The sequence below is a fragment of the Paenibacillus sp. GM2 genome (genome assembly GCF_900069005.2).
GTDB lineage: Bacteria > Bacillota > Bacilli > Paenibacillales > Paenibacillaceae > Fontibacillus.
The window spans coordinates 638,552-662,173 of the sequence record NZ_LN831278.1; the positions used below are offsets into that span (position 1 = coordinate 638,552).

The window sequence follows — 23,622 nt, forward strand, 5'->3', positions numbered from 1 at the left end:
CCCAATTTAATTACTTATCGTTTTTAGCGAGAGCAATTTTCATGGCTAGTTTGATCTGTGCGAGCTGCTCTTCTGTTAGAGCTCCTTCATGGCCAACCTGATGGGCGGCCAGGGTGAGGATCTGTTTTTCGGATAGCTCATCACTGGCCCCACTTGCGGGTTGAGTGACCTCGTCAAAATCCTCGTTTTCAAAATCCTTTTGCAATTGGTTGAAAGCCTCTTGAGGCGAAATAGAGGGCCCGTCATATGCCGGTGGCTCTTGACGTCCATATGCGGCGGCCAAGATAGAAGAATCCATATCTAGAGCCTTGGCAAGTCGGTCTATCAACCCTCCCGGTTCATAGTCGCTCGGATCTGGAGGGAATGAATCAAGACTTTCGGCCCTGCCTTTCGGCCATTCCATCGCTTTATTTAAGTCGTCCATAGACATATTTAATTCATTAATTCTGTTTTCAATTACCGCAACAATTGATACCCCCAGCAAATAATCTAAGGACACATCAAAAATCTCAGCCAACTTTAAGGCGTTCTCTGCACTTAATCCATTTTCACCCTTTTCTATATCGTAATAATGTTGTGCAGATATTCCCATTTGTTTCGCTATTTTTGTACCGCTCAAATTTTTACTTTTCCTAATTCTTCGAATTCGCATTTTTTCCATTATCAAACACATCCTCACTGTTTCTATATATCTCATATTATCATCAATTAGATTAAAACTCAAACGCTAAAGTTAGAAAAAAAGAGGAAAATTGAGCAAATAGATGCATAATATCTAATTTAGCATTTAGATTAATTATATTTCTCTTAAATTAATCTAAATGCTAAATTATAAGAGATGATTTAATTAATCTTTTAGGTTAATATTATTTCTGGGAGGTGAGACAATTTGAGCTTTTCGATTAAAATAAAACATGCTTTAGTGGATGCGGATATGAATCCCTCTAAGCTAGCTAGAGAAACCGGCTATTCAGTCATGCATATCCATAATCTATTAAACGGTCGTCGACGCTGGAATGAAGAATCCATGCAAAAAGTATGTGACACTCTAGGGCTAGAATTAAAATTAGTACCGAAAGAAGAAAGCGAGGTAACGAAATGAATCAATTACAAGTATTTAATTTCTCAGGTAACATCGTTCGCGTTGTAACAAAAGGCGGACAACCCTGGTGGGTGGCTAAGGATGTTTGTGAGGTATTGGATATTAAGAATAATCGCGATGCACTAGGAAGACTCGAAGAAGATGAGGTAGATTCAACCGACATCATCGATTCAATGGGCCGAACTCAACAAACTGCGGTTGTTAATGAACCAGGTCTTTATTCGTTAATACTTGGAAGCCGCAAGCCTGAAGCAAAACAGTTCAAGCGTTGGATTACCCATGAAGTTATTCCGGCAATCCGTAAGACAGGTTCGTATTCCATATCACAATCAAAAATTAACGATGACGCAAAGCTTGAAGTCCAAAAACAACGGGCAGAAGCGATGCTCAAAAACGCACAGGCCAGACAAGCAAAACTTATCTTCGATGTTACTCATCGCTTCCGCGATCGGCTACCTGATGTAACCGTTGAAAGTCTAATCGCTGCAGGAACAAAGACTCTTACTGGGCAGGAGCTTCTACCGTCACCAAAAGTGGAACAGAAGTTTCATACCTGTGAAGAGATTGCGAAAAGGCTTGGGGCAATGAGCAAGAAGGGACTCCCTCACAACAAAGCTATAGCAGCTTTAATAAAGAACATCGGTTTTACTGAAACGGAAGTTGTTACCGTCGTAGAGTCGGCGGGGTCTTGGCAAGGAACGACAGATAAGTATTCTGATTCTGTTATCTCTCGTTTGGAACAGAAGTTAAGTGAATTAGGATATCCATCGGTTCTAAATCTTGATAAATCTTATAAAGTGGCTTGGTCGAGAGGGGCTTAATGGAAAGGAAGAGTGAAGCTTCATGACAGCTATGAAAATCAAACGCCTTGAAGATCTCCCAGATTTGCTGACTCCTCAACAGGTGGCTGATTACATAGGCATCAGCCGCAAACGGGTATATGAGTTCTGCCAACTTAAAGAAAGTGCTGGCGGTCTAGTAAGTTTTCTAATTGGGAAGTCACGGAAGATCGAAAAGCAGGAAATGGTTCGTTGGCTTGATTCCATGAAAGAGGTGGGGACTAATTATGAATCAAGGAGGTGAGAAGAGGATGCATGTTCACATTGAAGAGGCAGTAATCGCGTTAAGCAATTGGGTGGAGGACAAATGCAAAAATGGAACCTCCAGCGAGGAACTAGAAGTTCTGCCGGAGGTAGTCAAAGGTTTGGCAGCTTTAGTAGCCGCAATTTACAACGGTTAGTTCCGAATCTGCTCGTTGTGTTACAAGATTTAATTCTATGAAAGAGGTGTCATCTCAATGAGCAAAGTGCTTGATTTGCAATCAGTTGAAGCCATAGAAATCTGCGCTAACCCGGAATGCAATTCAGAAATCTACTTCGGTCAGCCAGTCTTTAAGATCGGTCACGATCTGGTGTGTAGCGGTAAATGCCTTATGAAAATGCTTGGCGCCAAGACAGTGATAGCTGGGAGGGATACAGATGGCGGCAGAGTTCGCGATTTATAAAGGTGATGAAATGCTTGCTTTAGGTACGGCAAAAGAATGTGCTAAAAAGCTAGGAGTTACTAAAGAGTATATTTACTGGCTTACAATGCCGACCGCGAAAAGAAGGTTCGCCAAAAGGATGCATCCAGAGAGATGCACAGTTGGAGTCAGGTTGGATAAGGAGGATGAAGATGAAGATATCTGAACTGATTTTAGAATTACAGGATTTTATGGCTGCCGACGGTGACTGCGAAGTCGTATTCGCCGAATATAGTCCCTACGATGGCGTGAATCTCAATAGTTACAACATTAATGACATCACACCCGAAGAGGTCGAGGGAAAGCCGGTAATTGTTCTATGGGACAAATAATCATCCGTTCAGGCAGCAGTTACACCTTCAGTTACTGTGGATCGGCCCCGGTCACCTGGATAGTTGACGTTATCAACGCCGAGTCAGACCAGATATACCTGCATCAAGTCGGTAACGGCAAGACGCTTCAGATGAGCTTGGAACACTTTCGGGAGATTTATGATCGGCACGGTGTGAGGGAGGTGCCACATGTCAATACCTGATGAACTTTTGAATTACTTAGCCGATCAGTATGATCGAGCCTGTATTGATTCATCTCGCCTTCCATTTATGACGTGGGCTTCGATTCAGATCGAGAGAATGGGTTGGGTGATTGAGTAATCTAACTAGCCTTGGAAGGAGGTGAGGGACTTGAATCGTAAGCAACGTTTGAGGGTTTGCTGTAATCTGCTGCAGTTAGCCAGCACAGCACAGTCGGAGCAACTGCGGAAATGTTTTGGGGATCAATATCTGAATACGATCTCGCGCTTAAATGAAAAACAGCTTCCTGCGGGTTAGGAGCCGCTAGAAGCTGCACAAGTAACTTAGCTTAGCGCCAGTTTAGCACTGGCAGAAAGGATTTGCAATATGAAAGCTACTGGAATTGTACGTCGTGTCGACGATCTGGGCCGTGTGGTTATTCCGAAGGAACTCCGCGCTACCCTTGGGATCGCTAATGGAGATACTGTCGAGTTCTTCACGGACGGGAACAGGGTTATCCTCCGTAAATATCACCCAGGTTGCTACATTTGCGATAACACCGAAGATCTACGCACGTTTCACAGTAAGCAAATTTGCGTTAACTGCATTCGTGCTGCTGCACTGCTTTACAGTAAATAAACCATTTTTAGGAGGACTTATACATGCCCGTACAAATTACGATTAACGGCGAAAACGCCAATCAAGCCATTGAGGAGTTCGCTACCCTATCAGCTGCATTTGCTGGACAAGCTCCGGTAACAGCTACAGTTGAACCGACGCAGCAGCCACAAGCACAATCGCAGCAGTTTACTCCACCAGCTGCTCAGCCATCATACCCGCAGCAGCCTACACATCAGCCGCAACAAGGCTATGGAGCGCCTTCTGTACCTGTAGCACAACCACAGACAGCACCGACAGCACAAACAGGCGGGGTTCCGACCAGCGCCCCTACTTACGATCTGACCCAGCTAGGGGTCGCCGCACAGCCAATCATGGACGCTGGACGTCAGAACGAGATTATCGCTTGGCTAAATCAACATGGTGTTCAAACCTTGATGCAGCTTAGTCCTAGCCTTTATGGTGAGTTCGCCACCTTCTTACGTAGCCTGGGGGCGAGGATATGACCCAGATTGCACATGCCGAACGGGATCACGCCCTGCTATCAGCTAGCGGGGCACACCGTTGGCTGCATTGTACGCCTAGCGCCCGGCTTGAAGATACGCTGCCGGACACAGAGAGCGAAGCAGCCAAGCGCGGAACGCTAGCCCATGAAATCGCAGAACTGAAGCTTCAGAGGATTTTCTCAGGGCTTCCGACTAGGAAGTTTAATGCGGAGCTCAAGAAGTTTAAAGCTCATGAGCTGTACGAACCGGTCATTGACGATCATACGAATGCTTACGTTGAGTTCATTCAATCAATCGTACACACATTCCCCTCGCCGCCATTTGTGGCGATTGAACGGAAAGTTGATCTAACGAATTACGTTCCGGAGAGTTTCGGGACGTCTGACTGCATCATCATAGGTGCTGGAAAGCTCCACGTTATTGACTATAAAAATGGTCAAGGCGTACCCGTGCCGGCAGAGAACAATCCTCAGATGAAGCTGTACGCACTCGGAGCCCTCAAGGCATTTTCTCTGCTCTTCCCGATCGAGGAGGTTCACCTGGCAATCGTTCAGCCGAAAGTATGGGATCAGCCTTCGGAATGGTCAATCTCAGTGACTGATCTTCTGGCTTGGGGCGAATCGATCAAGCCGATCGCGCAGGCAGCCTTCAAAGGTGAAGGAGACTATGCGGTAGGTGATCATTGCGGCTTCTGTAGGGCGAAGGCAACATGTCGCGCCAGAGTAGAGCACATGCTTGATTCTGGCAGCAGGGCCCCGCTTAAGCCGCCTCTTATCGGCTGGGATGAAGTGGGCGAAGTTCTTCGGCAGGCGGAGGGAATCGTCAAATGGTACAAGGCCTTGAAAGATGCAGCCTTGGCCGAAGTCCTCAAAGGTGGTCAGGTTGCTGGCTGGAAGGCTGTAGCAGGCAGAGGAAGCCGGGAGTATGACGATCTGGACAAAGCTTTTGCCCATTTGAAGGAAAAAGGTATTGAAGAGGCGATCCTGTATGAGCGAAAGCCGCTAACTCCGCCGCAGCTTGAAACTGCTCTAACCAAGAAGGTTTACAAGAAGCTACTGGAGGAGCCAGGGCACGTTATAAGTAAGCCTGGTGCGCCTACGCTTGCTCCAGAGGGAGACAATCGCCCTGCAATCACTGATCAGGTCAAGCCGGAGGACGCATTTAGCGAACCGGTTGAATAATTTTAAAAAGCGAAAAGGGGAAACGACAAATGACTAATGAATCGACAAACGTAACGACTGGACAAGTAAGACTGAGTTTTGTACATCTATTTCAACCGCACGCTAATCAACCAGGGCAAGAGCCTAAATACAGCACCACAATTCTGATTCCAAAAACAGATGTTGCTACGATGCAGCGGATTAATGCAGCTATTGAAGCAGCAGCTCAAAAAGGGGTTGCCGGGATCTGGAATGGTGCCCGTCCTCCGCAACTTAAAACGCCGATTTGGGATGGTGATGGCGTTCGTCAGAACGGAGAACCGTTTGGGCCTGAATGTAAGGGTCATTGGGTACTGACAGCCAGCAGTAAACAACAGCAGTCAGTTGTGGATGTGAATCTTAATCCGATCATCAACCAAACTGAAGTGTACAGCGGTATGTATGCCCGCGTGAATATTAACTTCTTCCCATTCTCCAACAGCGGGAATCGTGGTATTGGTGCTGGACTCGGTCCAGTTCAGAAGTTATCTGATGGTGAACCACTCGGGGGCCGGATTAGTGCAGAACAGGCTTTCGGCGGTAACGGTGGCGGCGTAGGTTATGCGTCAGCACCAGCTCCGCAGGGATGGGAGCAGACAGCCCCGACGCAGCAGTATGGACAGCCGGCTCCTGCAGCTCCGCCAGCGTATCCTGGGCAGCCGGCTCCACAGCAGTACGGGCAACAGGGTTATGGTCAGGCACCGCAGCAAGGCTATCAGCCCCCAGCACAATCACAACAGCCACAACAACAGATGGACCCGATCACGGGTAAACCTCTTAACGGTGGAGTTTGGGGCATCTAAGTAGCGACAAAGGGGTTCTTCTATAGAGCCCCTTTCTTATCTCCAAGGAGGGCTATGATGTGGCATTTATCAATAGATATTGAGACTTATTCAAGCGTGGATATCAAGAAAGCGGGTCTATATAAATACGTTCAAAGTCCGGATTTTGAAATCCTGTTATTCGCTTATTCGTGGGATGGCGGCCCTGTGGAGATCGTGGATCTTAAACAAGGCGAGTCGTTACCGATGGAGGTTATACACGCCCTGTACGATCCTAATGTTATCAAGCACGCATACAATGCCGCCTTTGAATGGTACTGCATAAACAGCGTGATGGAATCGCCAATCGAGCAATGGCGTTGTACGCAGATTCACGGCCTATACTGCGGCTATCCCGCAGGACTAGGTAAAGTAGGCGAGGCATTAGGGCTCCCTCAGGATAAAAAGAAGATGGGTGTCGGAACCTCATTAATCAGAACATTCTGTGTACCTATCAAAAAGCCTGCGAAATCAAACGGATATCGCACTAGAACACTACCGCATCATGAACCTGAGAAGTGGGAGCTCTTCAAACAATACTGCGTCGGTGACGTCGTAGCCGAAAAGGAGATCCTTCGCCGTTTGTCTGTCTTCCCGGTTCCTGAACAGGAATGGCAGTTATGGCAGCTCGACCAACGAATCAATGCCCGTGGCATTGCCTGTGATCTTGAACTCGTTGAGGGCGCTTTGACAGTAGATCAACAGGTTACTCGTGAGCTGATGGCCGAAGCCGTGGAGCTCTCCGGTCTGGATAACCCGAAGTCGGTTCAACAACTTAAGAAATGGCTAACTGAGGAGATCGGCGAGGAAGTCGAGGATCTGCGGAAAGATACCGTTTCTGGCTTGATTGAGACGGTAGAAGAGGGCCGGGCAAAGCGTGTGCTAGAGATCCGCAGAGAGCTCAGCAAGACAAGTGTTAAGAAGTATCAGTCTATGCAGACTGTAGCCTGCGAGGACGGTAGAGTACGCGGATTGCTTCAATTCTACGGAGCCAACCGGACAGGCCGCTGGGCTGGTCGATTAGTGCAGGTTCATAACTTGACCAAGAACAAAATGGATCTGGAGCTACTGAAATATGCGCGGCAGCTTGTTCGGGAACAACGGATTGATATGCTCAAGCTGATTTTCGGTAATGTGCCTGATACACTATCGCAGCTGATCCGGACGGCCTTCGTAGCTTCTCCGGGTAAGGTCTTAAACGTTGCTGACTTCAACGCGATTGAGGCCAGAGTGATCGCCTGGTTAGCTGGAGAGCAGTGGAGACTTGATGTATTTGCTTCTCACGGGAAAATTTATGAAGCATCAGCTTCTCAGATGTTCGGTGTGCCGATCGAATCTATCGGCAAGGACAGTGACCTACGGCAAAAGGGTAAAGTATCAGAACTTGCCCTTGGTTATCAGGGAGCTGCTGGCGCGCTGATCAGCATGGGCGCTTTGGATATGGGGCTGACCGAGGGAGAGCTTCCGGAGATTGTAACCCGCTGGCGTAACGCGAACCGACGAATTGTTGATCTGTGGTATAGCTTCGAGCGGGCAGCCATTGAGGTCATGGAATCAGGGCAGCCGGTCGGCGTAAAAGGCATCATCTTTGCTAGGGAAAGTCACTACGATAATCGCCTGGACTTCTTCACGATCCAGCTTCCAAGCGGTCGCAAGCTCTATTATGTAGAGCCAACGCTGGCACAAAACGACTTCGGCAAGCAGGCCCTTCACTACATGGGGCCTGACCAAAAGACAGGTAAATGGACGAAGATTTCCACCTATGGAGGCAAGCTTGTAGAGAACGTGGTACAAGCGATAGCCCGGGACTGTCTGGCCGTTTCATTAATAAAAGCAGAACAGGCCGGATTCGAAACCGTACTTCACGTCCATGACGAAATCGGGATCGAGTCCGATCGGCCCGAGGATCTGGAGAAAGTATTGGAGTTGATGGCTCAGCCAATAGACTGGGCGCCAGGATTACCGCTTAAGGCGGCTGGATTCACAACTGAATTTTATATGAAGGATTGATATCGATGGACGTAGTTATAAATGGAAAAGCGCGAGAGGCGTTGAATCGGCTGGCCGCTATGCCTGGCATGGCTCAGGTCAAAGATCAGATCGAACAAATGGTTCAGTTCCGTCGAATCGCCGAGCTTCGTAAACAAAATCGATTGAAGACCCGGCCACAGACGAATCACATGGTTTTCACAGGGAACCCCGGAACGGGTAAGACTACAGCAGCGCGTTTGATTGGAGAAGCTTTCGCCGAGTTAGGTCTATTAAAACGTCAGGGGGAGCAGGTGCCTTTCGTAGAAATCAGCAACTCTAAGATCGCACATCCACACGTTGGGGAATCTGAGCAGATTGTAGGTAAAAAATTCAAAGAGGCGAGAGGCGGCGTTCTGTTCATTGATGAAGCTTACTCCCTCATTGGGCACGGAGATCACAAGTCGGATATGAAGGTTGTTGCTGCAATAGTTCAATATATTGAAGATCTACGCGACGAGGTTATGGTCATTGCGGCAGGCTACCCTAAAGATATGGCTAAATTTATCTCTTTTAATCCTGGACTTGCTTCCCGGTTCCCAACTACAGTCCATTTTCCTGATTATAACGTACCGGATCTTGTCCGAATTGCGCAGCAGATGATACTAGATCAGGAATATCAAGCTGCTCCGGATTACTTGGATGCCCTGTCTAGTGTTATGTGGATTGAGAAAAGCAAGCCTAATTTCGGAAATGCGCGATCAGTACGAAACCATGTCGAGCGTTCTATTAGGAAACAATCGATTCGGGTTTCGCAAATACCACGGCCCTCTCGTAAGGATCTTGCAACTTTGATCGCTGCGGATCTGGTGCATTCGCCTAGTGATTTACAAGCGGCTGAAAGAGTAGCGTTGAACCAAATCATTACAGAAGCACAGGGGCGGCTGCTTCAGCTAGATTTGCTTTCTATATTAAAAGCTTGATCGGAGGTAACTCCTTGAATATTGGATACAATCCCCATTTGGGATATGAGGCTGATGTATTACGAGATTACGAGAATATGGTTCATTCAGTAGCAAATAAATTCCGGCGATCTATAGGAACTGGTGTTGACTACGAGGATCTTGTGTCTGTCGGGATGCTGGGACTGATTGAGGCGTTCCGTAACTACGATCCTGATCGGTTCGATGGGAAAGTCACATCGTTCTCTACTTACGCCTTTCCTATGATCAAATGGAGCGTTCAACGCTTTCTTAGAGATAAAAGAAACACTGTCCGTGTTCCGAGGCTTCTCCAAGAAAAAATAACTGCCATTCGAAAACAGGGCTGGGAACAGGAAACAGCGGAGAAAATTGCCGAGATAACCGGCTGGAAGCTTTCCGAAGTCCGGGAAGTCCAGAAGCATCTGAATGGCTGGTCGGTGGCTTCATTAGATCAGACCGTGGCAGTAACGGATAAAGGCGACGAGGATGTTACATTGTTGGACATGATGTCCAGTACGGAAGACTTTACGAGAGTGAATGTTCAGGAGTTTATGTCGTATTTGTCAGATACGGAGCAAGTAGTGATTCAAATGCGGCTTAAGGGTTTTACGCAAAGCGACATTGGCAAGCAAATAAGAAAAACACAAGTACATGTCTCCAGGGTCTTGTCACGGATCGGAACTAAATATCATCAATTCGAGAAGGGAGAATTAATAATGGCCAGACCACAAATAAAACCAGAAGTAATGGGATTTGATATACCGGGATTAGATAAGAGCGCTAAAGTTGAATGGTTTATCGATGAAGGGGTACCGACGAATCCAACGATCGGGATAAACGGTCAGGGGTTAAGTCTGAATCAAAGAGCCATACACGAATTAGGGGTAAAGCCCGGCCAATGTGTGCAGGTGGGTTATGAGCCAGCAAGTCAAAGGCTCTTAATCAAGGTGGCTGATAATGGGCTTAAGCTTAAAAAGAATGGAAGGAGTAGCGGGCTTAGCATCGTAAATAAGCGATTAACTTCTTGGCTGCAACAAAAAGAGTTGCCTTTGAAGCGTTACGTTCTTCATGCGGACCGGAATTCTGGAATTCATTATGTTTACTTAGACCGCCATGCGTGATCCGTATTTTCAAGACATCCCATGGGATTTGATATATGACGATAACGGCGAGCTGATCGGGGAGGTTTATGCTATCCTTCCTGATCCGCCAAGGAGGAGACACAGTAAATGTCATACGAATTCTATATTACTCCAGAAGAGTACAACAAGGCAGCCGGAAACGGAATAAGTCCCCATGCGCTAGAGCAGCGAATTAGGGTATACGGCTGGCAGAAGTCAAAAGCTATTGCGACTCCGATCAGACGCGAGAAGGATCGACTTTTCTGGCGCCGCATTGCTGATAAAAACGGGATTGCTCCAGGTACATTCTATCGTAGGGTGAACGGTTACGGGTGGGACATAGAAAAAGCAGCAACGGTTCCAACGATTGACCGGGATGAGGCCAGAAGGATCGGCCGGGAGACTATGAGGAAATATCCCCAGGAATTTATTGACCTAGCTTCCCGTAATGGGATATCTGCAGCGCTGTTTCGGGAAAGAGTCCGGGAAAGGGGTCTTAGCTATGAAGAGGCCGCTACTCAACCGCGCATGTCGTTATCAGAATCCGGACGCCTGGGGAAATTGGCGCTAGAACGAAAATTAAAGCAGAAATTAATGTGATTTTTAAAAGTAGGAGGTAATCCTTTATGGATATTAGATTTTGTTTTCGTTTGAGCGCTGAGGCAGGGATGGCCCGTAATACTCAGACGGGTGAGCCCGTGGAGTGTTTTACTCAAGTTCAATTAGGTGGTGCTAAAAATGCCCCGTCTGATTATAACGCGATGCATGAATCTCTTAGGGGGCTAGTGGCAGCTCAAATAGGAGTTAAGCCGAAATACGTAATACCAATCAGTCAGGCAGAGTATGACGAGAATGTTGTTGATTGGGAGGACATTGAAGAATGAGACCACTGACAGCGGAAGAGAAAGCCCGCAGCAAAGAAGCGCGGAAGTGGGCGAATAAGGTGCTCAGGAAGAGACGGCGAACCTCTGGGGAGAGGCTCCTAGATGTGAAAGGTCTTCCCGCCATATTAAAGATCAACGATCTAGAGATTGTAATCGACTACGAACTTTTTCAGAGATATCTTCGGAAACTTAAAAAGCGTCATTGGACGATGAAGATGACTCAAAGCTCCGGAGGGCGTTCATTGATCATAAATCACTATGTTGATGTTTTGAGCAAGGATCGGGGCTCCATAGAACTCTACGAACTTCCAGGATCTCAACGAGAGCTACTGAAGGATCTACCTATTGTTGAGATTTAAACAGAAAGGCAGGCAGGCGTCATGCAATACGATAGACAACTAACCATTTCATCCGCCGGCAGCCGGAACAGCACAAACTGGCAGCCACAAGTGATCTACTGGTCTGAGCTGGTGGAGCGCCTGCGGACAGCTACCAGAGGCACAGAGACGCTGGCGCAGTACCTGGCAATGCCGAAGTCCCAACAGGACGACCTGAAGGATGTCGGGGGCTTCGTCGCTGGAGCCCTGACTGGTGGACGCCGTAAGGCTGGGGCTGTGACCGGACGCGATGTAATTACGCTGGACTTGGACAATATTCCTGCAGGAGCCACAGCAGACATATTGCGCCGCCTCGATGGCTTAGGCTGCTCTTATGCCGTTTACTCTACCCGGAAACACGAAGAGGCGAAGCCGCGGCTACGTGTACTTGCTCCTCTTGATCGGACGGTTACGGCAGATGAATATGAGCCGCTAGCACGTAAGCTGGCGGCCATCATCGGCATAGAACTTTGTGACCCGACAACGTTTCAGGTGACGCGGCTAATGTACTGGCCGAGCTGTAGCGCAGATAGTCAGTACGTATTCACTTATGGGGATAAGCCATTTTTATCTGCAGACGGTCTTCTCAGTTTATATACTGATTGGCGTAACTGGCAGGAGTGGCCGCAGGTACCTGGGGCTAGTCAGGCACATGTAAGGATGGCCGCAAAGCAAGGCGATCCAACAACAAAGCCTGGCATCGTTGGAGCGTTCTGCCGAATCTACGATGTGTCGGCAGCCATTGAGACGTTTTTGCCGGGGATCTATACCACCGTAGATGATGGCAGCGGCCGTTTAACTTTCATCGGCGGATCCACTACAGGTGGCGCGATCATTTATGATGACGGCCAGTTCCTTTACTCGCACCATGCTACTGACCCGTGCAGTGGTCGCCTGGTCAACGCCTTTGATCTGGTCCGTCTGCACAAGTTTGGCGATCAGGACGACGATGCGAAGCCAGGAACGCCAACGAACAAGCTCCCGAGCTATACGGCCATGACTACCTTTGCGCTGCAGCAGGAGGCGGTAGCGGGGCTGCTAATGCAGGAGCGATACGAGAGAGCCGTGGAGAGCTTTGGCGATACTGCATTAGCTGCTCCGGACAATATGGACTGGATGCAGAAGCTTGAGATAAATAGCAATGGGATGTACCGGAAGACAGTCGATAATGTCCTAATCGTACTCGAATACGATCCGGTTCTGAAAGGTAAGATCGCCTTTGATGAATTCGCCAATCGAGGGCTTGTGCTTGGCGCTCTTCCTTGGGATCCGCGAGAGGATCGGAGGCCTTGGGCGTCTTCCGACGACGCCGGAATCTATCATTATATCGAAAAGGTATACGGCATTGCCGTAGAAGCTAAGATCAATAACGCCCTTACGCTTGTATCACATAAGCATAGATTCAATGATGTTCAGCGGTATTTGGAGAGCTTGCAATGGGATGGGATCCCGAGATTAGATACTTTGTTAACCGACTACTTAGGCGCTGAGGACAGCGTTTATACCCGGGCAGTGTCTCGTAAATCATTCACGGCTGCCGTAGCCCGGGCTATGGTGCCGGGTTTCAAATACGATTACATGCCGATCCTTGCAGGCCCCCAGGGGCTGGGGAAGAGTACCTTCCTACGATTAATGGGCAAGAGTTGGTATTCAGATAGCTTGACCACCTTCGAAGGTAAAGAGGCCTGCGAGATGATCCAGGGCATCTGGATTAATGAAGTCGGTGAGCTGACGGGGATGTCCAAGTCTGAGAGTAACGCCGTTAAGCAGTTCCTTAGCCGTACGGAAGATATTTATCGGGAAGCATACGGCAAGCGGACTATGCCATATCCGAGGCGCTGTGTATTCTTCGGGACTACGAATGACAGCGAGTTTCTACGGGACAGAACGGGGAACCGCCGCTTTTGGCCCGTGGATGTTGGACTTGTACAGCCAGTGAAGAGTGTCTTCCGTGATCTAGCTGGAGAGGTTGATCAGATATATGCGGAGGCCTTTGTACGCTGGCAGTTGGGAGAGCAGTTGTATTTAACCGGAGAGGCAGAGGAGCTAAGCAAACAGCAGCAAGAGGCCCACAGAGAGAGCAGCGCTAAAGAAGGTATTATTCGGGCTTTTGTAGATAGGCCTGTTCCGGAAGACTGGCAGAAGCGTGATATTCCAACAAGGCTGATGTACTGGGGTGGAGAGTTCGGGAAGCCCCATGAAGGCGCCGCAGGGCCCCGGGACCGGATATGTGCCGCTGAGATTTGGTGCGAGTGCTTCAGATCGGATATTAAATTTATTCGGCAATCAGACACAAGAGAGATTAACGGCATTCTGGCGTCAATTCCCGGATGGGAAGAGTATAAAGGGTGGTTTGGGCCTTACAACTGGCAGCGCGGATTCCGTAAAAAGTGACTTGGACAACTTGGACAGAACGGCTTGGACAGATTGAGAAGTGTCCAAAATGGCAATTGGACAGATTTGAAAGTGTCCAAGCGAGTGTCCAAGGAAGTGTCCAACGGAAAAACCGCATAATAACAATACTTATTATACTTATTGGACACTTTGGACACTTATCTAGTTAAAAGGATGAGATAAAGAAAATAGAGAGAATAGAGGGTTATATATAACGCCTAATACGCCTATTTACACACATATATAGGAGCTAACTGCCCGAGTGTCAAAAGGAGGCCGATCGGATGAAAGGTTACGAGCTACTAAATTTCATGTTGAGGGACGCAGATTTACGAAACATCGTTACCGAAAGCCCATCTTTCAATCGGGATTATATAGCGCGCAGAACCTCGAAAAGGAGTTTAGAGGATTCAATACTGAGCCATTTTTGGAGAAGCGTAGACGGAGCGATTTTTCGATCTACTTTGGAGAATAAGCTAGGAGAGACATTAGCCACAAGGCTATTGCGTGGAAGGGAAGCCCGAATTAAAGACGCGATGCTGTTATTTATAGCTGAGTTAAAGAGGGAGGGGTCAAAATGAGAGAACGAGACATAGAAACGTATTTGCGAGATAGAATCAAAGCCGTAGGGGGCTGGGCCCCTAAGTGGACCTCACCCGGTAACAGCGGGGTGCCTGACCGGATCGTATTTCTTCCGGGAGGTCATATCATATTCGTTGAGCTGAAAGCGCCCGGAGGAAAGCCGCGTCCGCTGCAATTGGCACAACACAAGCGCCTTCGCGGCTTGGGCTGTGACGTACGAGTGATCGATAGCAAGGAGCAGGTGGATGATCTGCTGAAGGAGTTGACCTGATATGAGCGAAGGCAAGGAGGTGGTGCCGATGAAAAAGTTCATACCCCATGACTATCAGCGATACTGTATTAATCGCTTATTGGCTGACGCAGCCTTAGGTCTCTTTCTGGATATGGGCTTAGGTTAGGAAAAACGGTCATTACCCTAACGGCCGTTAATGACTTGAAATATAACCGCTTTGCTGTCTGTCGCTGTTTGGTAATAGCCCCGAAGAAGGTTGCAGAGGCAACATGGAGCAATGAAGCAGCTAAGTGGCAGCACTTACAGCACTTACGGATTATCCCGGTACTTGGAGATCAGCGGAAGCGGATCCGGGCACTTAACACACCAGGAGACATATGGGTTATTAATCGGGATAACGTGGCCTGGCTGGTAGAGTATTACCGTAATGCGTGGCCGTTCGATATGGTGGTGCTGGACGAGCTATCTAGTTTTAAAAACCATCAGGCCAAGCGCTTCAAGGTGTTAACCTGGGTGCGGCCTCACATTAAGCGTATCGTAGGGCTCACAGGAACCCCGGCCCCAAATGGATTATTGGATTTATGGGCGCAGATCAATCTTCTAGATCAGGGCCAGCGCCTGGAGAAGAATATTACCGGTTATCGTACAAAGTACTTTGAAAAGAACTATAGCGGGTTTGGATATATGGCAAAGCCTGGGGCCGATGATGTTATCCAGCAAAAGATAGCAGATATCTGTATCAGCATGAAGGCCGAGGACTATCTGGAATTGCCTGATTGTATCACGAACGTAATTCCCGTTGTTTTGGACGATAAGGCACAGAAGCAATACAAGCAGATGGAGAAGGAGCTGCTTCTGGAGATCGATGACGATACGGAGATCACTGCGACCAGCGCGGCCGTATTAACTGGCAAACTACTGCAGCTTTGTAATGGCGCATTGTATGACGGAGATCGAAACGTGCATAGGATCCACGATTGCAAAATCGAGGCATTCCTGGAACTGATCGAGCAGCTGAACGGTAAACCGGCACTAGTGTTCTACAGCTATCAGCATGACCTTGCCCGGATCCACAAAGCACTCGAAAAGTCAGGACTACGAGTTCGAGAGTTGAAGACGCCACAAGATCAGCTTGACTGGAATGCTGGAAAGGTCGATATCCTTCTGGCGCATCCAGCCAGCGCAGCGTATGGACTCAACCTTCAGGACGGTGGCAATCACGTTGTATGGTTTGGGCTTACGTGGTCGCTGGAGCTTTACGAGCAGGCAAATGGGCGCTTATATCGCCAAGGGCAGAAGCAAAAGGTTATCCTGCATCACCTGGTTGTGCAGGGTGGAGCTGATGAGGACGTAATGGCTGCGTTGGAGAGTAAGGCGACTACACAGGATCGACTGTTGGAGGCGTTGAAAGTGAGAATTAGAGATGCCAAACAAGATTGTTAACTTAAGAGTTAATATTGACAAATAGGTTTATTGTTATTAACTTATAAGGGAGCGTGAAGGTGATTATGAATAACGTCTGTGATAAGCATAAAGAGCATCCTGCAAAGATTTATAGCAAGTGCATCGACTGTGAGGTTGATATGCTACAGCAGCGGATCAGGGAGCAGGAGGAAGTGTTGAAGTGGTTTCGGGATAAAGAAAGTCCCGAGACAAAACGGGCGGACGCTTTATATAAAGTGCTTGAGAAGGTTAGGGATTATTTGGACCGAGATATATTCAGTCTGGCCTATCACGAAATAGAACAAACGTTGTACGGGAGTGAGGACGATGACCGAACAGCAAGTAATTGAGCAGCTTAGCCAATACCGCCAGAAGCAGGCAAGGATCCAAGTCTTATCTACGTACAGCGTAGGTGCAGGGATTACCGTAAGCCGGCTTAACGAGGACGATCAGCTGCAGGAGCTTCACGCCAAGTTAAGAGGTCTGCCATCATACATGTATCTCTCACAGCGAGAATTAGCGCTAGAATCGATTGGACATGCCTATCTAGGGGGTAATTACCCATCGGGTATAAAAAGCCAGCAGAGGGCCATTCCGGGCGTTGTGATGGATGAACAAGATACTAGACTGCTGAAAGAGTTAAAAGACAAAATAAAAAAAGTGATCAAGGCTCGGGGTTATGAGGTTCGAGACGACATAGAAGAAATTCTTGAACGATTGGCTGAGCTTCAGGATTTGCAGGAGGAGATCGGTCGAATTGATACAGTGCTGAAAGCCTTGGAGACCTATGAGCCCGATTATGCGCAAATTTTAAGGCTTCTTTACGTAGAAGGTAATAGTATTGGCGATATTCAGACTGAAATGGGCCTATCGAAGCGAACGTATTGGCGTAAAATAGCTGCGGCTGAAAATGAGTATAAAAAGTTGGCACGATAATGGCATTAAAATGGCGCACATATGTTCTTGTTTTCCCTGTCAACCCATGCTAAAATGATAGTGTGAGATAAATGTATCAAGACGCAGCTGACGAAGGTTCTATACTGTTCGGCGGCTGCGTCTTATTAACCGGATGTATTTGGTAGCTCGCTCACCTAGGGAGAAGGAGCTTGCAGGTTCGACTCCTGCCGTTCGGATTTTCCATGTACCATCTCCTTCTTGAGCCGCTGCCTTCGGGTAGCGGTATTTTATTTGAAAAGAAAAACAGCCCTAGATGGGGGCTGTTTCGGGTGATGGAACTTAGAATCGCGGCAGACTTAAGAGATTATCTTTTGTTGTTGAATTGCCTTTTGTCCGGATATAAGGGGCTCGTCCAGTCGGATGGACGGACTCCACTACGGCATGAGAACCTGCAGAAGTGGTGCAATAGTACTCGAAGTTCGAATCGATGTACTTAACAGCCTGTTCGCGGGTTTCGATGGTTCCGTCAGATAATTTTATTTTTTCGATGTGTTCTGTTGATGTTGATGAATTATCTGACATGCTAATTGCAACTACATGAGACGCCATTTAACCTTCCACCTCCTTCCAAATACCTATACGGCATATTTTGGAATAGGTTTCAATAGAATATCTCAAAAAGAGGAGGATTACTCTTGGATTTAGGAGATTGGATCTTTACAGCACATAACGGAAATAAAATAACAGGCTTTATCACAGATATGGCTGGAGATTGGGTAGACATTTTTGTTACCATTCCACAAAGGTACGGGACTATTACCAGACCAATTTCAGAAGTCTGGACTCATGATGATAAAGACGTAGTTCTATCTCCGGATGATATCCCAGCCTTAATTGATTTATCTTTGCAAATAAAAGACGAAGAATGGTTCCGAAAGTGGGCGCATGAGTTGTCATTATGGAGACCTGCTTCGGAATTAGAAAATCTGATTAGTCGCCAATAGGCGGCTTTTTCTATTTTCAAAACCGACACAACGCCGGGGGTGGTGATTATGTAATGGCTGAGGTTCATAAGCAGGCCGAACAGGATTATATGTCCGGCATGAAATATAAGGACATAGCTGAGAAGTACGACGTTTCGCTTAATACGGTGAAGAGCTGGAAGCAACGTCATGGATGGGATCGTAAAAAGGGTGCACACAAACAAAAAGGGGTGCACACAAATAAAGGCGGTGCTCCGCCAGGTAATCAGAACGCTAAAGGGAATCGCGGAGGACCAGGCGGACCGCCACAGAATAGCAAAGCGGTTAAGCATGGCTTCTTCAGCAAATATCTCCCGCCCGAGTCACTGGAGATTATGGAGCAGCTTCAAGAACGTTCACCGCTCGATATCGTTTGGGATAACATCATGATTCAGTACACGGCCATTATTCGGGCGCAGCAGATCATGTACGTTCGTGATCGAGACGACATAACAACAACGCAGATCGAGGAAAAACAGGGTGACAGTTCTTGGGGTCAGAAATGGGAAGTGCAGCAGGCTTGGGATAAGCAGGCAACCTTCCTACAGGCTCAGAGTAGGGCCATGGGGACGTTACAGAGCCTTATCCGGCAATATGATGAGCTATTACGTACAGAGCTTGCTACGGATGAGCAGAAAGCCCGTATTGAAGTGCTGCGTAGTAAGGTGCCAAACAAGGACGGCGTTGACCCGAATGCACAGATCACAGCACTGGCGGATCTAATAAATAACCCAGCGCCGGATCGGGTGATTGACGATGATTGAGTATGCAGCATTAACAGCCAAGCAAGCCGACTATATACGCCGTTGTACCGATTCGTGGCTTAACGTGGCCGAGGGTGGTAAACGTGCCGGCAAGAACATCATTAACCTGATCGCCTATGCGATGTGTCTGGAGATCCATCCTGATAAGCTACACCTTGTCGCTGGTGTAAGTCTGGCAGCAGCCAAGATGAATGCGATCGACTCCAACGGCTTCGGGCTGCAACATCTCTTTGCAGGACGCTGCCGAGAAGGCGAGTACAAGAACCGTGACGCCTTATACATTCAGACAAAGACGGGCGAGAAGATCGTCATCGTTGCGGGTGGAGGCAAGGCGAATGATGCGGCCCGGATCAAGGGCAACTCTTACGGGACCGTGTACATTACCGAGGTCAACGAGTGCCATCAGTCATTTGTGCAGGAGGTATTCGACCGGACGTTAGCGAGTTCTAAGCGGCAGTTATTCTTCGATCTTAACCCTAAGCCGCCCGCACACTGGTTTTATCGGGATGTGCTTGATTACCAGGACGAGCTCAGGGATCGGGGCGAGAACCCGGGTTACAACTACGAGCATTTCACTTTGTTCGATAACTTGTCCATTCCTGATGATCGGCTCAAATCCGTTTTGGCTACATACGATAAGACGAGCCTATGGTATCAGGCGGACATCAAGGGCAAACGGACGGCAGCTACCGGGCGGATCTATACCGGATACGTGAGCAAGGAAGTTATCGTCACAAGGGATCAGGTGAAGGATAAGCGATTCCTGGAGTTCTCGATTGGTATAGATATCGGTGGTACTGATGCCACGGTCGCGACTTTGACAGGCTTCACGCTGCAATATAAGGACGTTATACTGCTGGATGGCTATTATCATAAGCAGGGCAAGGAGAGCGGCTACACGCATGACCGCTACGCTAAGGAGATCGTGGACAAGATCGAGGAGTGGGGTAATATATACCCTGCTTTTTTTGCGTCTACATACATCTTTGCGGAGTCAGCTGACAAGCTGTTTCGGCAGGCGCTGGCTAACGAACTACGGCGCCGTGGAATCAATATCACGGTAACAGCAGCCTACAAGAAAGAGGGTATTGTGGATCGGATCCGATTGACCAATATTCTGATTAACCAGGGACGATACAAGGTCATGCAGCATCTTAAGCCCTGGGTTGAGGCCTTGGAGAATGCAACCTGGGATGAAGATGAGCGCCAGAAGGGCGAATGGGTACGGACGGATGACGGCAGCTATCCCGTTGACTGCTTGGATAGTAGCGAATACGCCGTGCAGCCATTTAGGCGTAGATTGGAGGTATAGAAATGGGGTGGTTTAAATCAATGGTCATGAAAATGTTGCGGATCCAGCCGGCACAGGATAATAAAACGATAATCATTCGTGAGCCATTTAGCTATCAGACAAGTGTGCTTCGTAACCAATTGTGGTATCGCGGCGATCCGTCCGAGCTGGACCAGTTTTATAAGCAAACAGCAAATGACAGCGTGAGCAAGTCGCGCTTCTGGGCTGCGGTTCCGTCAGAGGATCTATCCATCAGGAAAATTCATTCGGGCCTGCCGGCTATGATCGTTGAGCGCCTGTCTGATATTGTGATTGCTGACTTGGACGGCATCGAGTTAAAGACCGAAGAGCAGACGGATACCTGGAACGATATCGCAGAGGATAACGACTTTGACGAGTTATTAGGCGATAGTATCACGGAGGCGCTTGTCTCAGGTGATGGAGCCTTTAAGATTACCGTGGATCCAAAGGTGACGGAATATCCGATCATTGAGTTTTACTCTGGTGATCAGGTCGAATACAAGCGGGAACGCGGGCGGCTGCAGGAGGTTATTTTCTATACTGACTATCGATTTAAGGATAAGGATTACCGTCTTGAAGAGAGCTACGGCTTTAACTATGTTCGCAGCCGGCTCCTGAACGACCAAGGAAAAGAGGTACCGTTGGAGACCATCCCTGACACGGCAGAGCTTCAGCCAGAGATCACATTCGATGGTGATTTTATCATGGCCCTGCCCCTCATGTTTTTTAAGGGCAAGAAATGGCCAGGGCGCGGCAAGTCACTGTTTGATAGTAAGGCAGACAGCTTTGACGCGCTGGATGAGGTAATCAGCCAATGGATCGATGCGATCCGGAGCGGCAGGGTGCAGAAGTATATACCGGAAGACTTGATTCCACGAGATTTGAGGACAGGGGACTTACTTAAGCCTAACCCATTCGACAATCAATTTATCAAGATTGGCAAGGTTATGGCTGAGGATGCAAAAGGACAGATCGATATGGTGCAGCCGCAGATACTGTATGAGGCGTTCGTTAACTCGTATGCATCTACCTTGGACATGTGTTTGCAGGGTATTATCTCCCCGGCTACGCTGGGCATTGACCTCAAAAAGACAGACAATGCCGAGGCACAGCGGGAGAAGGAGAAGGCCACACTTTACACAAGGGGCAAGATCATCGAGCGGCTGAACGAGATTATCCCTCAACTGGTGGGGATCGTCATGAAAGTGTACGACAACATTAAGGAGCGAACTGTTGGCGAATATGAGGCCAGCGTATCATTCGGGGAGTATGCCAGCCCAAGCTTTGACAGTGTAGTAGATACGGTAGTTAAGGCTAAGCTTGGTGGGGTGATGTCCGTAGAGCAAGGTGTCGAAGCGATGTACGGCGATACCTGGACAGATGATCAGAAGGCCGAAGAGGTACGGAGGATTAAAGAGGAGTTAGGCTCGACCGATATGGATGAACCTGAGGTAAGGGAGCACGACGATCCTCCGGGCGGTGAGGTTTAATGGCTAAGGATCCGTATAGCCTGCGCGAAGTCTTTGAAGAGATGACGTTCAACCTGATCGCCAGTCTGAAACGGAATCTATCGCGGCATGAACGTGAAGAGGAGCGGGTAGGATTTCGGTTTGATCAATGGCAGCTTGCCAAGCTTCGTAATTTGAAATGGTTTCGTAAGAAGAACAAGGAGATCATCCAGGGGACGAGCAAGACAGCTGACCAGATGGTGGAGGAGGTCCTGCAGCAAAGCTTTAAGTTCGGCGAGGACAATGTAGAGATCGTGGCAGAGAAGGTTGTCAAGGCGTCTGGAGAGCTTGAGTTCCCAAAGGATTTCAAGCCGAAACAGCCGTCGAAGCCACCGCCTGCAGATCCATCCAGACCTATTCCTGATATGGACCGCCCGATTCCAGAACCGCCTAAGCCACATAGTGAGCTTCCGAAGGCGCCGCAAGAGTCCGACTTTTTCGGAATGAACGATAAAAAGTTAAAGGCTCTTCAGGGCAGCGTTAAGGATGATCTGCACGATGCTAGTGACGCCGTCTTGCGTAAGATGGATGACATCTATCGGCAGGTCATCTTTAAAGCTGAAGCTCATATGGCTGCCGGTGTGCTCACGTTGGATCAGGCGATCGATAAGGCGACCAAGGATTTCCTGGAGCGAGGATTGGATGTCATCGTTTACAGCGATGGTCGTCGTGTCCCAATCACCTATTATGCAGAAATGGCGCTTCGGACGGCCAGTCAGCGGGCAACATTTTTAGGTGAAGGTAAAAAGCGAGACGAATGGGGCATCTATACCGTAGTAATGAGTAGCCATGATAACTGCTCACCGTGGTGCTCGCCATTCCAGGGAACTGTTCTCATCGATGACGTTTATACGTCGATCAGTAAGGAGCAGGCTGAACAGCTCTCACGGGATACGGGCTATTTGTTGTTGTCCTACGCTATGGAGCAAGGGGCGTTTCATCCAGCATGTCGGCATACCCTTGCAACGTATTTTCCGGGCATTACTCAGCTCCCGAAGCCAGCAGATCCGGATGTGGTCGAGGCGAATTATCAGGCCGAGCAGAAACAGCGCTACATGGAGAATACGATCCGGAAGTACAAGCGGCTGGAAGTTGGTAGTCTGGACGAAGCGAACCAGATCAAGTACGGTGCTAAAGTCACTGAATGGCAGAATAGACTTGGTGCTCATTTGGCTGAAAATCCGCAGCTCCGACGAGATCGCAGGCGTACTAAGATTGATGGTGAGGTTCCGGCATCTGAACGTAAGCAGCTATTGAAAAATGCTGAGGTTAATGACAAGATTGAGGAAGTAAGGAAACATATCCGATCTGATGAAGTGCCGAAGCATTTGCACATGGGACATCAGGGCAAGCATATCAAAGGACATAATAATTACATTGAGGGTAAGAGCTATTTGACCATATCCGCAGATGAAGCGCAGGAGTTGGTTAGCAGGTACGCAGGAACTGGAGCTATCAACATGACGAAAAAAGGTGAGTGGAAGAATCAGGAGCTTATTGATTCCGATACTATTGTTGGTAAGGCTATTGATCAGTTCACGGGTGAAGAGTTTGAAACCAAGTTATTTAAGATTCACTACGGTAAAAAAGGTGTTCATATCGTACCAACTAAGAGAGGTGAGGGCTAGATGAATCTCAGTCAGTATTTAGGTAAAAGGGTTAAGTTGATTGATACAGATGGGGAAATAACCATAGGTAAATGCGTTTGCGTTACACCCGCTTTGGATAATGATCCTGAGATTGCAAGCATCGACCTTCAGACAAGGCTCGATGCCGGATTTACTATAGGATTTAATGAAGATGAGATTAAAAGCATAGAAGTTATTGACTAAGGCACTCACGCATTTGCGAGGGT

General features: G+C 48.1%; 33 protein-coding genes. 31 read left to right on the plus strand and 2 right to left on the minus strand.

All coding sequences use genetic code 11. The features are described 5' to 3' along the window. Positions 1-10: 10 nt before the first annotated feature. A complete protein-coding gene (locus BN1360_RS09455) occupies positions 11-661 on the minus strand; it encodes a helix-turn-helix domain-containing protein (RefSeq protein WP_068779627.1) in 651 nt (216 codons plus the stop codon). A 228-nt stretch (positions 662-889) separates the two neighbouring features. On the opposite strand from BN1360_RS09455, the gene BN1360_RS09460 reads away from it, so the two are divergent. The 25 genes from BN1360_RS09460 (at position 890) to BN1360_RS09575 (ending at position 17,200) form a co-directional block, all read left to right on the plus strand. After that, positions 890-1,102, plus strand: a complete 213-nt coding sequence (locus tag BN1360_RS09460; protein ID WP_082789999.1) for a helix-turn-helix domain-containing protein — start codon at positions 890-892, stop codon at positions 1,100-1,102. Further along, positions 1,099-1,923, plus strand: a complete 825-nt coding sequence (locus tag BN1360_RS09465; RefSeq protein ID WP_068779628.1) for a BRO-N domain-containing protein — start codon at positions 1,099-1,101, stop codon at positions 1,921-1,923. Before BN1360_RS09460 ends, BN1360_RS09465 begins: the two co-directional genes overlap by 4 nt. A 22-nt stretch (positions 1,924-1,945) precedes the next feature. Next, positions 1,946-2,185, plus strand: a complete 240-nt coding sequence (locus tag BN1360_RS09470) for a helix-turn-helix domain-containing protein (protein WP_068779629.1) — start codon at positions 1,946-1,948, stop codon at positions 2,183-2,185. A gap of 7 nt (positions 2,186-2,192) precedes the next feature. After that, complete coding sequence (locus tag BN1360_RS09475; protein WP_157259340.1) at positions 2,193-2,342, plus strand: hypothetical protein; 150 nt, start codon at positions 2,193-2,195, stop codon at positions 2,340-2,342. A gap of 57 nt (positions 2,343-2,399) precedes the next feature. Then, on the plus strand, positions 2,400-2,606 hold the full coding sequence (locus tag BN1360_RS09480) for a hypothetical protein (RefSeq protein WP_068779630.1): 207 nt from the start codon (positions 2,400-2,402) through the stop codon (positions 2,604-2,606). Beyond that, positions 2,581-2,790, plus strand: coding sequence for a hypothetical protein (locus tag BN1360_RS09485; protein WP_069188319.1), 210 nt, complete (start codon positions 2,581-2,583; stop codon positions 2,788-2,790). Before BN1360_RS09480 ends, BN1360_RS09485 begins: the two co-directional genes overlap by 26 nt. Next, entirely contained in the window at positions 2,777-2,956 is a 180-nt protein-coding gene (locus tag BN1360_RS09490; RefSeq protein WP_068779632.1) for a hypothetical protein, read from the plus strand. Before BN1360_RS09485 ends, BN1360_RS09490 begins: the two co-directional genes overlap by 14 nt. After that, the gene (locus BN1360_RS09495; RefSeq protein WP_068779633.1) at positions 2,944-3,159 is read left to right on the plus strand and encodes a hypothetical protein; all 216 of its coding nucleotides are present in this window, start codon (positions 2,944-2,946) and stop codon (positions 3,157-3,159) included. Before BN1360_RS09490 ends, BN1360_RS09495 begins: the two co-directional genes overlap by 13 nt. A 148-nt stretch (positions 3,160-3,307) precedes the next feature. After that, positions 3,308-3,454 carry a hypothetical protein gene (locus BN1360_RS09500; RefSeq protein ID WP_157259341.1) on the plus strand — a complete coding sequence of 49 codons (147 nt, stop codon included), beginning with the start codon at positions 3,308-3,310 and terminating at the stop codon, positions 3,452-3,454. Positions 3,455-3,523: 69 nt separating this feature from the next. Beyond that, positions 3,524-3,775: an AbrB/MazE/SpoVT family DNA-binding domain-containing protein gene (locus BN1360_RS09505; protein WP_068779634.1), complete on the plus strand. Its 252-nt coding sequence runs from the start codon at positions 3,524-3,526 to the stop codon at positions 3,773-3,775. A 23-nt stretch (positions 3,776-3,798) separates the two neighbouring features. Next, positions 3,799-4,260 carry a hypothetical protein gene (locus BN1360_RS09510; RefSeq protein ID WP_068779635.1) on the plus strand — a complete coding sequence of 154 codons (462 nt, stop codon included), beginning with the start codon at positions 3,799-3,801 and terminating at the stop codon, positions 4,258-4,260. Then, a complete protein-coding gene (locus BN1360_RS09515; protein WP_068779636.1) occupies positions 4,257-5,441 on the plus strand; it encodes a DUF2800 domain-containing protein in 1,185 nt (394 codons plus the stop codon). The genes BN1360_RS09510 and BN1360_RS09515 overlap by 4 nt, the downstream gene beginning before the upstream one ends. Before the next feature lie 29 nt (positions 5,442-5,470). Beyond that, positions 5,471-6,262 carry a DUF2815 family protein gene (locus BN1360_RS09520; protein WP_068779637.1) on the plus strand — a complete coding sequence of 264 codons (792 nt, stop codon included), beginning with the start codon at positions 5,471-5,473 and terminating at the stop codon, positions 6,260-6,262. A gap of 57 nt (positions 6,263-6,319) precedes the next feature. Then, complete coding sequence (locus tag BN1360_RS09525) at positions 6,320-8,290, plus strand: DNA polymerase (protein WP_068779638.1); 1,971 nt, start codon at positions 6,320-6,322, stop codon at positions 8,288-8,290. 68 nt (positions 8,291-8,358) lie between these two features. Next, positions 8,359-9,231, plus strand: coding sequence for an AAA family ATPase (locus BN1360_RS09530; RefSeq protein WP_195714248.1), 873 nt, complete (start codon positions 8,359-8,361; stop codon positions 9,229-9,231). Between the two features lie 14 nt (positions 9,232-9,245). After that, complete coding sequence (locus BN1360_RS09535) at positions 9,246-10,352, plus strand: sigma-70 family RNA polymerase sigma factor (RefSeq protein ID WP_068779640.1); 1,107 nt, start codon at positions 9,246-9,248, stop codon at positions 10,350-10,352. Positions 10,353-10,460: 108 nt separating this feature from the next. After that, complete coding sequence (locus BN1360_RS09540; RefSeq protein WP_068779641.1) at positions 10,461-10,952, plus strand: hypothetical protein; 492 nt, start codon at positions 10,461-10,463, stop codon at positions 10,950-10,952. Positions 10,953-10,978: 26 nt separating this feature from the next. Then, entirely contained in the window at positions 10,979-11,236 is a 258-nt protein-coding gene (locus BN1360_RS09545; protein ID WP_068779642.1) for a hypothetical protein, read from the plus strand. Continuing rightward, the gene (locus BN1360_RS09550; protein ID WP_068779643.1) at positions 11,233-11,595 is read left to right on the plus strand and encodes a hypothetical protein; all 363 of its coding nucleotides are present in this window, start codon (positions 11,233-11,235) and stop codon (positions 11,593-11,595) included. Before BN1360_RS09545 ends, BN1360_RS09550 begins: the two co-directional genes overlap by 4 nt. Positions 11,596-11,616: 21 nt before the next feature. Beyond that, entirely contained in the window at positions 11,617-14,007 is a 2,391-nt protein-coding gene (locus BN1360_RS09555) for a virulence-associated E family protein (protein ID WP_068779644.1), read from the plus strand. A 577-nt stretch (positions 14,008-14,584) separates the two neighbouring features. Then, complete coding sequence (locus tag BN1360_RS09560) at positions 14,585-14,860, plus strand: PDDEXK family nuclease (protein WP_068779646.1); 276 nt, start codon at positions 14,585-14,587, stop codon at positions 14,858-14,860. 1 nt (position 14,861) lies between these two features. Then, the gene (locus BN1360_RS26200; RefSeq protein WP_267490883.1) at positions 14,862-14,987 is read left to right on the plus strand and encodes a hypothetical protein; all 126 of its coding nucleotides are present in this window, start codon (positions 14,862-14,864) and stop codon (positions 14,985-14,987) included. Positions 14,988-15,022: 35 nt separating this feature from the next. Continuing rightward, positions 15,023-16,264, plus strand: a complete 1,242-nt coding sequence (locus BN1360_RS09565) for a DEAD/DEAH box helicase (RefSeq protein ID WP_229520947.1) — start codon at positions 15,023-15,025, stop codon at positions 16,262-16,264. A 59-nt stretch (positions 16,265-16,323) separates the two neighbouring features. Continuing rightward, a complete protein-coding gene (locus tag BN1360_RS09570) occupies positions 16,324-16,614 on the plus strand; it encodes a hypothetical protein (RefSeq protein ID WP_068779648.1) in 291 nt (96 codons plus the stop codon). Further along, positions 16,592-17,200, plus strand: a complete 609-nt coding sequence (locus BN1360_RS09575; RefSeq protein ID WP_068779649.1) for an RNA polymerase subunit sigma-24 — start codon at positions 16,592-16,594, stop codon at positions 17,198-17,200. Before BN1360_RS09570 ends, BN1360_RS09575 begins: the two co-directional genes overlap by 23 nt. 300 nt (positions 17,201-17,500) lie before the next feature. On the opposite strand, the gene BN1360_RS09580 is transcribed toward BN1360_RS09575, so the two are convergent. Further along, on the minus strand, positions 17,501-17,770 hold the full coding sequence (locus BN1360_RS09580; RefSeq protein ID WP_068779650.1) for a DUF3892 domain-containing protein: 270 nt from the start codon (positions 17,768-17,770) through the stop codon (positions 17,501-17,503). Positions 17,771-17,856: 86 nt separating this feature from the next. Here BN1360_RS09580 and BN1360_RS09585 point away from each other — a divergent pair, with 86 nt between their 5' ends. Genes BN1360_RS09585 through BN1360_RS09610 form a run of 6 tightly spaced genes read left to right on the plus strand, consistent with a single transcriptional unit; the run spans position 17,857 to position 23,599 of the window. Next, positions 17,857-18,165, plus strand: coding sequence for a hypothetical protein (locus BN1360_RS09585; RefSeq protein ID WP_068779651.1), 309 nt, complete (start codon positions 17,857-17,859; stop codon positions 18,163-18,165). 53 nt (positions 18,166-18,218) lie between these two features. Further along, positions 18,219-18,947: a phage terminase small subunit gene (terS, locus tag BN1360_RS09590; RefSeq protein ID WP_068779652.1), complete on the plus strand. Its 729-nt coding sequence runs from the start codon at positions 18,219-18,221 to the stop codon at positions 18,945-18,947. Further along, on the plus strand, positions 18,940-20,259 hold the full coding sequence (locus BN1360_RS09595; protein WP_068779653.1) for a PBSX family phage terminase large subunit: 1,320 nt from the start codon (positions 18,940-18,942) through the stop codon (positions 20,257-20,259). Before terS ends, BN1360_RS09595 begins: the two co-directional genes overlap by 8 nt. 2 nt (positions 20,260-20,261) lie before the next feature. Further along, on the plus strand, positions 20,262-21,749 hold the full coding sequence (locus BN1360_RS09600) for a capsid protein (RefSeq protein ID WP_068779654.1): 1,488 nt from the start codon (positions 20,262-20,264) through the stop codon (positions 21,747-21,749). Continuing rightward, entirely contained in the window at positions 21,749-23,395 is a 1,647-nt protein-coding gene (locus BN1360_RS09605; protein WP_068779655.1) for a phage minor capsid protein, read from the plus strand. Before BN1360_RS09600 ends, BN1360_RS09605 begins: the two co-directional genes overlap by 1 nt. Next, on the plus strand, positions 23,396-23,599 hold the full coding sequence (locus BN1360_RS09610; RefSeq protein ID WP_068779656.1) for a hypothetical protein: 204 nt from the start codon (positions 23,396-23,398) through the stop codon (positions 23,597-23,599). Positions 23,600-23,622: the final 23 nt, after the last annotated feature.

Excerpts from the sequence above, each read along its gene's own strand:
- BN1360_RS09555 (WP_068779644.1), top strand. The coding sequence starts at position 11,617 with ATGCAATACGATAGACAACTAACCATTTCATCCGCCGGCAGCCGGAAC.
- BN1360_RS26200 (WP_267490883.1), top strand. The coding sequence starts at position 14,862 with ATGAGCGAAGGCAAGGAGGTGGTGCCGATGAAAAAGTTCATACCCCAT.
- BN1360_RS09600 (WP_068779654.1), top strand. The coding sequence starts at position 20,262 with ATGGGGTGGTTTAAATCAATGGTCATGAAAATGTTGCGGATCCAGCCG.
- BN1360_RS09505 (WP_068779634.1), top strand. The coding sequence starts at position 3,524 with ATGAAAGCTACTGGAATTGTACGTCGTGTCGACGATCTGGGCCGTGTG.
- BN1360_RS09540 (WP_068779641.1), top strand. The coding sequence starts at position 10,461 with ATGTCATACGAATTCTATATTACTCCAGAAGAGTACAACAAGGCAGCC.
- BN1360_RS09605 (WP_068779655.1), top strand. The coding sequence starts at position 21,749 with ATGGCTAAGGATCCGTATAGCCTGCGCGAAGTCTTTGAAGAGATGACG.
- BN1360_RS09495 (WP_068779633.1), top strand. The coding sequence starts at position 2,944 with ATGGGACAAATAATCATCCGTTCAGGCAGCAGTTACACCTTCAGTTAC.
- BN1360_RS09515 (WP_068779636.1), top strand. The coding sequence starts at position 4,257 with ATGACCCAGATTGCACATGCCGAACGGGATCACGCCCTGCTATCAGCT.
- BN1360_RS09480 (WP_068779630.1), top strand. The coding sequence starts at position 2,400 with ATGAGCAAAGTGCTTGATTTGCAATCAGTTGAAGCCATAGAAATCTGC.
- BN1360_RS09525 (WP_068779638.1), top strand. The coding sequence starts at position 6,320 with ATGTGGCATTTATCAATAGATATTGAGACTTATTCAAGCGTGGATATC.
- BN1360_RS09530 (WP_195714248.1), top strand. The coding sequence starts at position 8,359 with ATGGCTCAGGTCAAAGATCAGATCGAACAAATGGTTCAGTTCCGTCGA.
- BN1360_RS09455 (WP_068779627.1), bottom strand. The coding sequence starts at position 661 with ATGGAAAAAATGCGAATTCGAAGAATTAGGAAAAGTAAAAATTTGAGC.
- terS (WP_068779652.1), top strand. The coding sequence starts at position 18,219 with ATGGCTGAGGTTCATAAGCAGGCCGAACAGGATTATATGTCCGGCATG.
- BN1360_RS09475 (WP_157259340.1), top strand. The coding sequence starts at position 2,193 with ATGCATGTTCACATTGAAGAGGCAGTAATCGCGTTAAGCAATTGGGTG.
- BN1360_RS09465 (WP_068779628.1), top strand. The coding sequence starts at position 1,099 with ATGAATCAATTACAAGTATTTAATTTCTCAGGTAACATCGTTCGCGTT.
- BN1360_RS09520 (WP_068779637.1), top strand. The coding sequence starts at position 5,471 with ATGACTAATGAATCGACAAACGTAACGACTGGACAAGTAAGACTGAGT.
- BN1360_RS09610 (WP_068779656.1), top strand. The coding sequence starts at position 23,396 with ATGAATCTCAGTCAGTATTTAGGTAAAAGGGTTAAGTTGATTGATACA.
- BN1360_RS09550 (WP_068779643.1), top strand. The coding sequence starts at position 11,233 with ATGAGACCACTGACAGCGGAAGAGAAAGCCCGCAGCAAAGAAGCGCGG.
- BN1360_RS09595 (WP_068779653.1), top strand. The coding sequence starts at position 18,940 with ATGATTGAGTATGCAGCATTAACAGCCAAGCAAGCCGACTATATACGC.
- BN1360_RS09485 (WP_069188319.1), top strand. The coding sequence starts at position 2,581 with ATGGCGGCAGAGTTCGCGATTTATAAAGGTGATGAAATGCTTGCTTTA.
- BN1360_RS09490 (WP_068779632.1), top strand. The coding sequence starts at position 2,777 with ATGAAGATATCTGAACTGATTTTAGAATTACAGGATTTTATGGCTGCC.
- BN1360_RS09580 (WP_068779650.1), bottom strand. The coding sequence starts at position 17,770 with ATGGCGTCTCATGTAGTTGCAATTAGCATGTCAGATAATTCATCAACA.
- BN1360_RS09575 (WP_068779649.1), top strand. The coding sequence starts at position 16,592 with ATGACCGAACAGCAAGTAATTGAGCAGCTTAGCCAATACCGCCAGAAG.
- BN1360_RS09545 (WP_068779642.1), top strand. The coding sequence starts at position 10,979 with ATGGATATTAGATTTTGTTTTCGTTTGAGCGCTGAGGCAGGGATGGCC.
- BN1360_RS09510 (WP_068779635.1), top strand. The coding sequence starts at position 3,799 with ATGCCCGTACAAATTACGATTAACGGCGAAAACGCCAATCAAGCCATT.
- BN1360_RS09560 (WP_068779646.1), top strand. The coding sequence starts at position 14,585 with ATGAGAGAACGAGACATAGAAACGTATTTGCGAGATAGAATCAAAGCC.
- BN1360_RS09470 (WP_068779629.1), top strand. The coding sequence starts at position 1,946 with ATGACAGCTATGAAAATCAAACGCCTTGAAGATCTCCCAGATTTGCTG.